We start from the raw sequence: 12,220 nt of genomic DNA, 5'->3' as shown, positions 1-12,220 counted from the left end.
ATGTCTAAGCCTATTTCCCTATTAAGTGCTTTGTTATGCACTTTTATATGGGGCACAACTTTTATTGCTCAAGACACTGGCATGGACAATATTGGTCCTTTTACATTTAATGCTGTTAGATTTTTTGTTGGTTTTTTAGCTATTACCCCACTCGTAATTTTATTTGAATTAAAAAATTTTAAACCAGAATTAAAAACAGATAAAAAAACATTTGTAATTTATGTGTCTTTAATAGGATTGTCCTTATTTTTAGGTTCTGCATTACAACAGGTTGCTTTGCTCTATACAGATGTTGCAAATGCAGCCTTTTTTACGATCTTTTATGTACCTATGGTGCCTATCATAATTTATTTGTTTGGAAAAAAATCAATTCATTGGAGTGTTTGGCCTTCAGTAATTTTGTGTTTAATTGGAGGATATTTATTAACAAATTTTTACGATGCAACAGTTAGGCTGGGAGATACTTTGGTTGTACTAGGAGCTTTATTTTGGAGCACACATATTATATTTACTGGAATTATTATTTCTAAATACAATCTTCCACTTACAATTGGAGCAATTCAAACTTTAATCGTAGCTATTTTGTCTTTTTTCATTGGAATTCTTTACGAAGAATTTGTTTGGAACAACATTCTAATGGAAATGTATTCTATATTATATGCTGGAATATTATCTGGAGGATTTGCATTTGTATTACAGATTTATGCACAAAAAAATATTACACCTGCACCAGCAGCAATTATTTTCTCCCTTGAGGGCGTATTTGCAACTGTAGCTGCATGGTTTATTTTAAATCAAGTATTAGATATAAATAATATACTTGGATGTTTTTTCATTTTGTGTGGAGTTTTATTATCACAATTACTCCCGCTTATAAAAAGAAAAAAAATTTAATAAATTAAACTAAACAATACAAAAGCAATTATTATTCTATAAATTACAAATGCGTTCATAGAAAACTTATTTATAAAAATTAAAAAATATTTAACTGTTAAAAAAGAAAAAATAAAAGAAAATATAATTGCAATTATTACCAAGTAATTAAATTCCGTTGGTTGATTAAAAATATCTTTTAAACCAAGTATACTTGCACCAGTTAATGCTGGGATAGATAGCAAAAAAGATATTTTACTCGAATCCACTCTATTAAATCTTAAAATCCTTGCAGCTGTTATTGTAATACCTGCTCTGCTTACTCCAGGTATCAATGATAAAATTTGCATTACTCCTATAAATAGAATTGATTGAATGTTTAAATTTGTAGAAATTTTATTATCAAAACGACTTTTATCAGAAATGTATAAAACAATTGCAAATATTAAAGTTGTCCATGCAATAGTTTCAATGTTTCGTAAACTATAAATTAGCCCCGTAGTGTATAAAATATATCCAAAGATTATTAATGGAATAGATCCAATAATAATTAAACTTATTAGTCTTTTATTTTTATTAATGTTTAATAACTCTTCTCTGAAATAATATACTATTGCAACAAGAGATCCTAGATGAAGGCTAATATCAATTAGTAATGAGCTAGATTTAAATTCATACAAACTTGAAACTAAAATTAAATGTGCAGAAGAACTTATTGGAAGAAATTCTGAGATCCCTTGAATTGCCGAAAGGATTAAAACTTCTATAATATTCTGAAACATAATTTCTTCGTAGCTTATAAAGCTTATATTTCAAACAATACGATTTGATCATAGTAGCTATGCATTTATTAGAAACCTGTTTGTTTATAACAAAAATGAGAGATTAAAGGTCAATAAATATGACCTATTTAATGCTTTATTTAATAAAATCATTATATAATTTGCCGAAAATTATATTTTTTATGACTGACAAAATGTTAAAATTCGTAAAAATAGGTCAGCAAACTCCACCTAAAAGGGAAGTTGATCAAAGAAAAAAGGATTTTAACGAGATATATGACGAATATATCAATGAAAAAGCTAAAGAACAATCAAGTAGATGTTCACAGTGTGGAGTTCCTTTCTGTCAGGTTCATTGTCCTTTAAGTAACAATATTCCTGACTGGCTAAAGTTAACTGCAGAGGGAAGATTAAAAGAAGCATACGAGCTTTCCCAAAGCACTAATAATATGCCTGAGGTTTGTGGAAGAATCTGTCCACAAGATAGATTATGCGAGGGGAATTGTGTAATTGAACAGTCTGGTCATGGAACAGTTACAATTGGATCTGTTGAAAAATATATAACAGATAACGCCTGGGAACAAGGATGGGTTAAACCAATTGAAGTTACAAATGAAAAAAATCAAAGTGTTGGAATTATAGGAGCTGGTCCTGCTGGATTAGCGGCGGCAGAACAGTTGAGAAAAAATGGATATAAAATTACAGTTTACGATCGTTATGATAGAGCTGGAGGATTGTTAATATATGGAATTCCAAATTTTAAATTAGAAAAAGAAATAGTTGAAAGACGAACAAAGCTTTTAAAAGATGGTGGAATAGAATTTATACAAAATTTTGAAGTTGGAAAGGATGCAAGCTTAGAGCAATTAAGAAAAAAACATGATGCAGTATTAATTGCAACAGGAGTTTACAAAGCAAGAGAAGTTAATTTACCAGGTAATGATTTAGATAATATTTTTCCAGCGATGGATTTTCTTACAGCATCAAATAAAAAAGGATTGGGCGATGACGTTGAATTATTTGACAAGGGAATTCTAAATGCTGAGGGAAAAGATGTTGTTGTAATTGGCGGAGGTGATACAGCAATGGATTGTGTGAGAACTTCAGTAAGACAAAAAGCAAAATCAGTAAAATGCTTATACAGAAGAGATAAAGAAAATATGCCTGGTTCAGCAAGAGAAGTTGCAAATGCTGAAGAAGAGGGTGTTGAATTTGTATGGTTATCTAGTCCCAAAGAATTTAAAGGAACTAATAAGGTAGAAAATTTAATTGTAGATCAAATAAAGTTAGGTGAACCAGATGAAACTGGTAGAAGAAGACCTGAAGTACAAGAAGGATCAAGTTATGAAATAAAAGCAGATATGGTTATTAAAGCTCTTGGATTTGATCCAGAGGATTTACCTAATTTATTTGATAGCCACGAACTTCAAGTTACAAAATGGGGAACAATAAAAACAGATTTTGATACTATGGAAACTAATCTAAGCGGTGTTTTTGCTGCTGGGGATATTGTTAGAGGAGCTTCATTAGTTGTTTGGGCAATTAAAGATGGGAGAGACGCAGCAGATTCCATAAAAAATTATTTAGAAACAAAATCCAAAAATGAGAAAAAAGTTGCTTAATGAAAACTTATAAAAAAAACTTTGATCTACTTAAGAAAAACAATGTCTATTCTGAAGATATGGAGCATGATGCTTGTGGGGTAGGTTTAATAGCTTCAACAGAGGGAAAAAAATCCAGGAATGTGGTTGAGTATGGAATTGAAGCTTTAAAAGCTGTTTGGCATAGGGGTGCAGTAGATGCTGATGGAAAAACAGGAGATGGAGCTGGAATTCACGTAGAAATTCCAAAAGATTTTTTTATTGAAAAAATTGAGGTTACTGGACACATACACGATAATTCTGAAATCTGCGTAGGAATGATTTTTCTTCCACGTAATGACTATGCAGCACAAGAGAGCTGTAAAACAATTGTTGAAAGCGAATTAACGAAAAATGATTTTAGTATTTATGGCTGGAGACAAGTTCCTGTTAACCCAAAGGTTTTAGGTGAAAAAGCTTTTCAAACTATGCCTGAAATTATTCAGGTACTTTTCAAACCTCATAATAAAGAACTTATAAATAAAGATTTGGAGAGAAAAATTTATGAGACAAGAAGAAAAATCGAAAACGAAGCTTTCAAAAAATCATTAAATAATTTTTATATTTGTTCGTTAAGTTCAAAGTCAATTATTTACAAAGGAATGTTTTTAGCCGAAGCAATTTCAGAATTTTATCTAGATTTAAATGATGAAAGATTTGTATCAAGATACGCAATATTTCATCAGCGGTTTTCAACCAATACAGCTCCAAGTTGGAATCTTGCCCAACCATTTAGAGCAATTGCACATAATGGAGAAATTAACACTTATAGAGGAAATAAAAATTGGATGAAAGTTCATGAGCAAGAAATGAATAGTCCATTATTTGATGATATAGAAAATCTTAAGCCAGTTATTCAACAAGGAGCCTCAGATTCTGCAGCTTTAGATAATGTTTTCGAATTATTAAATATTTCAGGTCAACCTGCACCATTAGCTAAACTAATGTTAGTTCCTGACGCATGGTCTAAGAAAAATAAGACTTTGCCAAAAGATCACCAGCAATTATTTAATTTTTTAAATAGCACAATGGAACCTTGGGATGGACCTGCCGCTATAGCTGGAACTGACAATGAGTGGGTTATTGCAGCAAATGATAGAAACGGATTAAGACCTTTAAGATATGCAATCACAAAGGATAAGTTATTGTTTGCAGGCTCGGAAACTGGGATGATCGAGCTAAATGAAAAAAGAATTTTATCAAAAGGAAGATTAGGTCCTGGAGAAATTATAGGAGTAAGAATCGAAAAAGGTAAAGTATTTACTAATAAACAAATTAAGGATTACTTAGCAAAAGAGTATAAACATTTTAATTCACAAATTATTGATTTAGATGACAAACTAACGATTGAAGATGAAAAAAATTCTTTTTCAGGGGATGATTTAAGAAGAAGACAATATACTTTTGGAATTAGTTTAGAGGATCTTGAATTAATTTTACACCCTATGGCTGAGGATGCAAAAGAGGCTACAGGATCTATGGGCGATGACACCCCTTTAGCTGTGCTATCAGATAAATATAGACCTCTTTATCATTTTTTTAGACAAAATTTTAGCCAAGTTACAAATCCACCAATAGACTCTTTAAGAGAAAACAAAGTGATGAGTTTAAAAACAAGATTTGGAAATCTAGGCAATATTCTAGATTTTGATAATTTAACAAAACAGAATATTTATGTTCTTAATAGCCCAATTTTATCTAATTCTCAGTTTGAAAAATTCATCAATTTTTTTGGAAATAATTCAACAATAATTGATTGTACTTTTGAAGAAAGTAACAGTTTGTACGAAGCTATTAAAAAAATTCAAAAAGATGCAGAAATTGCTGTTAGACAGGGTGTTACACAATTAATTCTTAGCGATAAAGATTTATCAATTTCAAAACTTCCAATTCCAATGCTGCTTGCAGTTGGTGCAATTAACTCTTTTTTAATTGAGAAAAAATTAAGAGGCTATGTGTCAATCAATGTCCAATCTGGAGAAGCATTAGATACACACTCTTTTGCAACTTTAATTGGTGTTGGAGCAACAACAGTAAATCCTTATTTGGCGTTCGACAGTTTATATCAAAGATTTGAAAAAAAATTATTTGGAAAGTTTAGCTTTGAAGAATGTGTTGAAAGATACATTAAATCTGTCAATGCAGGTTTATTAAAAATTATGTCTAAGATGGGTATCTCTGTTTTAAGTTCTTACAGAGGTGGATGCAATTTTGAGACTGTTGGATTAAGCAGAACTATTGTTTCAGATTATTTTCCAGGAGTTGTGTCTAAAATTTCTGGTATTGGACTTACTGGAATCGAAAAAAAAATAAGAGCAATTCATAAAGAAGCATTTGAAAGCACTGATACAATTCTTCCTATTGGAGGGATTTATAGATATAGAAAAAATGGAGAAACACACCAATATCAAGGCAAACTTATACATTTACTTCAAAGTGCAGTTGGTTCTAATTCTTATGACGCTTATAAAAGATATGCAGAGGGTATTTATAATTTACCACCAATAAATTTAAGGGACTTAATTGATTTTAGAGAAAAAAAATTAAAGGGAGCTATAGATATTTCAGAAGTAGAACCAATAGAAAATATTTTAAAAAGATTTGGAAGTGGAAGCATGTCTCATGGCGCTTTATCTAAAGAGGCACATGAAACTTTGGCTACAGGCATGAATAGAATTAAAGGTGCTTCTTGTAGTGGTGAAGGCGGTGAAGATCAAAAAAGATTTAAAGTGTTAGATAATGGAGATAGTGCAAACTCAAGAGTAAAACAAATAGCTTCAGCAAGATTTGGTGTAACAGTTAATTATTTAAACAATTGCAATGAGATTGAAATAAAAATTGCACAAGGTGCAAAGCCAGGAGAAGGTGGACAACTCCCAGGTTTCAAAGTTACTGATGAAATAGCAAAGTTAAGACACTCAACACCTGGTGTAACGCTAATTTCTCCTCCACCACACCATGATATTTATTCGATTGAGGATCTTGCGCAGCTTATTTATGATTTAAAACAGATTAATCCAAAAGCAAGAATTGGAGTAAAACTAGTTGCATCCTCAGGAGTTGGGACTATTGCTGCAGGAGTTGCCAAAGCAAAAGCAGATATAATATTAATTTCAGGACATAACGGTGGAACTGGAGCTACTCCGCAAACAAGTGTAAAATACGTAGGTATACCGTGGGAGATGGGATTAACAGAGGCTAATCAGGTTTTAACATTAAATAATCTTAGACATACAGTTACACTTAGAACTGACGGGGGAATTAAAACAGGTAGAGATGTTGTTATAGCTGCTATGATGGGAGCAGAAGAGTATGGAGTTGCAACAACTGCATTAGTTGCAATGGGATGCATAATGGTAAGACAATGTCATTCGAATACATGCCCTGTTGGTGTTTGTACTCAAGATGAAAAATTAAGAGAAAAATTTACTGGAACACCAGATAAGGTTGTTAATCTATTTACGTTTATAGCAACTGAAGTTAGAGAAATTTTAGCTAGATTAGGTTTTAAATCATTAAATGATATTATTGGCAGAACTGACTTACTTAGACAAGTTAGCAAGGGTTCAGATAATTTAGATGATTTAGATTTAAATCCTTTATTTGTTCAAGCAGATACTGGGAACAATACTAGATATTGTGAAAACCAAAAAATTAATTCGGTGCCAGATACTCTAGACCAAGAAATATGGCCTGAGATTGAAAAAGCTTTAGATAGTTCTGAAAAAATTGAAAAAGAATATTTAATTAAAAATACTCACAGAGCAGTTGGGACAAGAATTTCTCATCATTTATATAAAAAATACGGCTATGAAAAACTTGATGATGATTTTTTAGTATTAAATTTTAAAGGGTCAGCTGGCCAATCTTTTGGAGCCTTTTCATCCAAAGGTTTGAAGTTGGTATTAAAAGGCGATGCAAATGATTATGTCGGTAAAGGTCTTTCAGGAGCTACAATTTCTATAAGACTACCAGAGGAAAGTAACTTAGTTTCAAATGAAAATACTATCTTAGGAAATACAGTTCTATACGGAGCAACATCTGGAAAACTTTTTGCAGCTGGTCAAGCTGGTGAAAGATTCTCTGTAAGAAATTCAGGTGCAGTTACAGTTATTGAGGGATGTGACTCGAATGGTTGTGAGTATATGACTGGTGGAACTGTAGTAATTCTTGGAGATGTTGGAGATAACTTTGCTGCTGGTATGACAGGTGGTATGGCATATATCTATGACAAATCACAAGAATTTGAAAAAAAAGTAAACCCAGAGTCAGTAGTTTGGCAGAATGTTGAAACAGATTATTGGAAAGAAAGTTTAAAAAATTTAATCAAAGAACACCATGAAGAGACAGGATCTTTGTTATCTAAAGAAATAATTGAAAATTATGATAATGAAATTAATAATTTCATTCAGGTTTGTCCTAAAGAAATGTTGGATAAACTTAAAAACCCTATCAGTTTAAAAAAAGTTATAAAAGAAGTTAGTTAATTAATAATTTTAATTCTTTTAAAATTATATTAAGCCATCTCTTATTTGATAAGCTATGGTCACCTTTTTTTACGATGATCAATTTCTTTTTTGCTTTTGGAAATAGTTTTAAAACTTTTCTAGAATAACTTACCGGCACAGCTTCATCATATTCACCATGAACCATGGTAACATTAATTTTTGAATTTATTTTTTTATTTAATACTCTATTTTTTCTTCCATCTTTTATAAGCTGATAAGTGATTGGATATTCATAATTTCCATGTTTTAGGTGATATATACCTTTTTGGATTGTTTCTTGCTTTATTTTTTTGGAGAATTTTTTCCACATCAAATTTTCTAAAAACTCAGGTGCCGACCCTATACCTAAAAATCCCATAATTTGTTTTTTAAATACTTCGAATTGTCTTAAAGCAATCCAAGCGCCCATACTTGAACCAATGACATAAAAATTATTATTTTTTATATATTTATTTATTAACGTAGAAGTTTCTTTACTCCACTTTGAAATATTTCCATTAGTGAATTTACCTGTAGATTTTCCATGACCTGAATACTCTAAAGCAAGAAAACTTATTTTATTTTTTTTTGAAAATTTTAAAAAAGCCTCTGGCTTTTTTCCTTCAAGATCTGACATAAATCCATGTAAGAAAACTATGAATGGGGAATTTTTATAAATTTTGCAAATATGTCTAATTTTCTTAGTCTTTGAAATTTTGTGGAATCTGAAATTTGCCATAATCGTTTATAAGAATTGGTAATTAATATATAATCATATCAAATGTCATCTAATTTAAAAGTTTTGCAAGTAATTCCAAAACTTGGATATGGTGGTGCAGAGACTGGTTGTTATGATATTGCTCACTATTTGCCAGAGAACGGTTGTAAATCATTTATTGTTACTAGTGGTGGTGAGTTACTTAAATTTGTAGATAAAAATAAAGTAAAAGTTTTTAGACTTCCAGTTCAAAGTAAAAACCCAATATTAATCTTAATTAATGCAATAATTTTAATTTTTATCATTTTATTTAATAATATTTCGATAGTACACGCTAGAAGTAGAGCGCCTGCATGGTCTTGTTTAATAGCCTCTAAGATAACAAGTAGAAAGTTTGTGACTACATTTCACGGCACTTATAATTTTAAAAGTAATTTGAAAAAATTATATAATTCAGTAATGGTTCGATCTGATTTAATTATTGCAGGATCAAATTTTATTTTTTCACACATCAAAGAAAATTATTCAAATTACTTAAATCAAAAAAAAAAATTATTAGTAGTATTTAGAGGAATAAATATTGATTACTTTGACCCTACCACAAAACTTGAAACTGAAGAGGAAAAATTATTAAAACAATGGGAAATTGAAAAAGATAAAAAAATTATACTTTTGCCTGGTAGACTAACTACCTGGAAAGGACAAGAGGTATTTATTGAAGCAATTAATCTTGTAAATATTGAATTAGGTTATGAGGCGTTTTATGCTGTTATCCTTGGAAGTGATCAGGGACGAGATTTGTACAAAAAAAAACTAATCAGACTTTCAGAACAATATAGATTGACTAAACAGCTAAGATTTATCGATCACTGTAAAGATATGGCATTAGCTTACAAAGTTTCTGATATAATTGTTTCAGCTTCTATTGAACCAGAAGCTTTTGGTAGAGTTGCTGTGGAGGCCCAGTCTATGGAGAAACCAATAATTGCTAGTAATATTGGCGGTTCTAATGAGACTGTTGTTGATGAAAAAACAGGCTATTTATTTGAAGCTGGTGATGCAAAGTCTTTAAGTCAGAAAATTTTGAAAACTCTGACAATTGACGAAACTCAATTAAAATTAATTGGTATTGAAGGAAGAAAAAATATAGTTCAAAAATTTAATGTTGAAAAAATGTGCTTTTCTACTTATTCAGAGTATAAAAGATTAATAAATTAAATGCCTATAATTACATTACCCGACGGAAATAATATTAATTTCCCAAATAAAGTTACTGGATTAGAAGTAGCAGAAAAAATTAGCAAATCATTAGCTAAACAAGCAATGGTAATAAGCGTAGATGGTCAGTTAAAAGACTTAGAGCATTTAATTGAGAAAGATTGTTCTGTAAAAATTTTTACATCTAAAAATCCTGAGGGGCTGGAAACTATTAGACATGATACTGCTCATATATTGGCAATGGCAGTGCAAGAATTATTCCCTGGAACACAAGTTACGATTGGTCCTGTAATTGAAAATGGATTTTATTATGATTTTGCTAGAAAAGATCCGTTCACAGAAGATGATTTAACAATGATTGAAAATAAAATGAAAGAAATTGTTGATCGAGACGAGATTACTAAAAGGGAAGTTTGGGACCGAAATAAAGCAATAGATCATTTTAAAAACAAAGGTGAGATCTATAAAGCTGAGTTAATTGAAGCAATACCGGAGAATGAAGATGTTTCAATTTATTTTCATGGAGATTGGCATGATCTTTGTAGAGGACCACATCTTTCTTCAACAGGTAAAATTGGAAAATACTTCAAATTAATGAAAGTTTCTGGAGCTTATTGGAGAGGTGATTCAAATAATGAAATGCTTCAAAGAATTTATGGTACAAGCTGGGCCTCTCAAAAAGATTTGGATGAGTATTTAAAAAGAATAGAAGAGGCAGAAAAAAGAGACCATAGAAAATTAGGAAAAGAAATGGACTTGTTTCATTTCAGAGAAGAAAGTCCTGGCTCAGTATTTTGGCATGAGAGAGGATGGGCATTATTCCAAAAATTAATCAACTATATGAGAAGTAGACAAGATGCTGCTGGATACAAAGAGGTGAATACACCTGAAATTTTAGACCGACAATTATGGGAAAAATCTGGTCACTGGGAGAAATATGGGGAAAATATGTATACATCAGAAACTCCTGATGAAAAAGTGTTTGCAATTAAACCAATGAATTGTCCTGGTCACATACAAGTATTTAATCAGGGATTGAAAAGTTATAGAGATCTTCCATTACGTATAACAGAATTTGGCAAGGTTCATCGTTACGAGCCATCGGGTGCTTTACATGGTTTACTTAGAGTAAGAGCTTTTACGCAAGACGATGCACATATTTTTTGCTCAGAAGATCAAATTACGAGTGAGTGTTTAAATGTGACAAATTTAATTTTGGATATTTACAAAGACCTTGGTTTTGAAAATGTAATTTTAAAATATGCAGATCGACCAGAGGTTAGAGTTGGAGATGATGAGGTTTGGGACAAAGCAGAAGCTTCACTTCTTGAAGCAGTTAAAGCCTCTAAGTTAGAATATAGTATTAATAAAGGTGAAGGTGCATTTTATGGTCCAAAAATAGAATTTGTTTTAAGAGATGCTATTGGTAGAGATTGGCAATGTGGAACTTTACAAGTTGATTTAAATTTACCTGGAAGATTAGATGCATCCTACGTTGATAAAGACGGAACAAAAAAAGTTCCTGTTATGCTTCATAGAGCGCTATTTGGTTCTTTAGAAAGGTTTATCGGAATATTAATTGAAAATTATGCTGGTAAATTTCCTTTTTGGATCTCCCCATTGCAAACAATGGTAATTCCCATTTCAGAAGAATTTAATGATTATGCAATAGAAGTGTCTAAAAAAATAAAAGATGCAGGTATAAGTTCTGCTGTTGATATTAAAAACAATAATTTAAACTATAAAATTAGAGATCATTCTTTAGCAAAAATACCTCTTTTATTAATTTGTGGTAAAAAAGAAGTTGACTCCAATTCAGTAACGATTAGAAGATTAGACTCTACTAAACAAGAAAATATGGATATAAACTTATTTTTAAAAACTTTCTCTGCTTTAAACAAAGCATCATCAAACTAAGTGGCAGATTTCAAACAAAACTATTTTCAAAGAAGAACAAAGGATAGAGGTCCAAGGTCTAATAACCGTATATCTTCACCCGATGTTCAAGTTATCGCAAGTGATGGAGAAAATCTTGGAGTGATGAACACTAATGAAGCTATTTCAATGGCAAAAAACCAAGGTTTGGATTTAATTGAAATTGCACCAAATGCAAACCCACCTGTTTGTAAAATTATGGATATGGGTAAGTATAAATATGATGCTCAAAAAAAAGCAAATCTTGCAAAAAAGAAACAAAAAATAGTTTCATTAAAAGAAATTAAAATGAGACCCGTTACTGAAACGCATGATTATGAATTTAAGGTTAAAAATGCAAAGAAATTTATAGCAAAAGGAGACAAAGTTAAATTTACAATAAGATTTAAAGGTAGAGAGCTTCAGCATTCTCATTTAGGTAACGAGTTAATGGGCAAAATTAAAGAAGATATGAAGGATATTGGCAAGGTAGAACTGCACCCTAAGTTTGATGGCAAGCAAATGATTATGGTAATTCAACCTTTATAAGCTTTAATAGAGGTTGTAAAATTTCAACATTCTTTGTAT

The 12,220-nt window shown here is 30.9% G+C and carries 8 protein-coding genes; 6 read left to right on the top strand and 2 right to left on the bottom strand.

Annotated elements, in window-relative coordinates; genetic code table 11:
* Entirely contained in the window at positions 1–894 is an 894-nt protein-coding gene (locus ACTTBN_RS05000; protein WP_440650654.1) for a DMT family transporter, read from the top strand.
* Here ACTTBN_RS05000 and ACTTBN_RS04995 read toward each other — a convergent pair.
* Positions 891–1,655 carry an undecaprenyl-diphosphate phosphatase gene (locus tag ACTTBN_RS04995; RefSeq protein WP_440681299.1) on the bottom strand — a complete coding sequence of 255 codons (765 nt, stop codon included), beginning with the start codon at positions 1,653–1,655 and terminating at the stop codon, positions 891–893. The two genes, ACTTBN_RS05000 and ACTTBN_RS04995, sit on opposite strands and share 4 nt — an antisense overlap.
* Positions 1,656–1,837: 182 nt before the next feature.
* Between ACTTBN_RS04995 and ACTTBN_RS04990 the strand changes: the two genes are divergently transcribed.
* Positions 1,838–3,277: an NAD(P)-dependent oxidoreductase gene (locus tag ACTTBN_RS04990; protein ID WP_440681298.1), complete on the top strand. Its 1,440-nt coding sequence runs from the start codon at positions 1,838–1,840 to the stop codon at positions 3,275–3,277.
* Positions 3,277–7,782 (top strand): glutamate synthase large subunit, encoded by a 4,506-nt coding sequence (gltB, locus tag ACTTBN_RS04985; RefSeq protein WP_440681297.1) that lies wholly within the window; start codon positions 3,277–3,279, stop codon positions 7,780–7,782. The genes ACTTBN_RS04990 and gltB overlap by 1 nt, the downstream gene beginning before the upstream one ends.
* Here the strand turns inward: gltB and ACTTBN_RS04980 are convergent.
* Complete coding sequence (locus ACTTBN_RS04980; RefSeq protein ID WP_440681296.1) at positions 7,775–8,521, bottom strand: serine aminopeptidase domain-containing protein; 747 nt, start codon at positions 8,519–8,521, stop codon at positions 7,775–7,777. The two genes, gltB and ACTTBN_RS04980, sit on opposite strands and share 8 nt — an antisense overlap.
* Positions 8,522–8,563: 42 nt before the next feature.
* On the opposite strand from ACTTBN_RS04980, the gene ACTTBN_RS04975 reads away from it, so the two are divergent.
* Genes ACTTBN_RS04975 through infC form a run of 3 tightly spaced genes read left to right on the top strand, consistent with a single transcriptional unit; the run spans position 8,564 to position 12,181 of the window.
* Complete coding sequence (locus tag ACTTBN_RS04975; protein ID WP_440681295.1) at positions 8,564–9,718, top strand: glycosyltransferase family 4 protein; 1,155 nt, start codon at positions 8,564–8,566, stop codon at positions 9,716–9,718.
* Complete coding sequence (gene thrS / locus ACTTBN_RS04970) at positions 9,719–11,635, top strand: threonine--tRNA ligase (RefSeq protein ID WP_440681294.1); 1,917 nt, start codon at positions 9,719–9,721, stop codon at positions 11,633–11,635.
* Positions 11,636–12,181, top strand: a complete 546-nt coding sequence (gene infC / locus ACTTBN_RS04965; protein ID WP_075484372.1) for a translation initiation factor IF-3 — start codon at positions 11,636–11,638, stop codon at positions 12,179–12,181.
* The last annotated feature ends 39 nt before the right edge of the window (positions 12,182–12,220 follow it).

Origin of the sequence: Candidatus Pelagibacter sp. HIMB1623, assembly GCF_052047695.1 — a bacterium.
Lineage (GTDB): Bacteria > Pseudomonadota > Alphaproteobacteria > Pelagibacterales > Pelagibacteraceae > Pelagibacter.
This window is presented reverse-complemented; position numbering and strand designations above follow the sequence as displayed.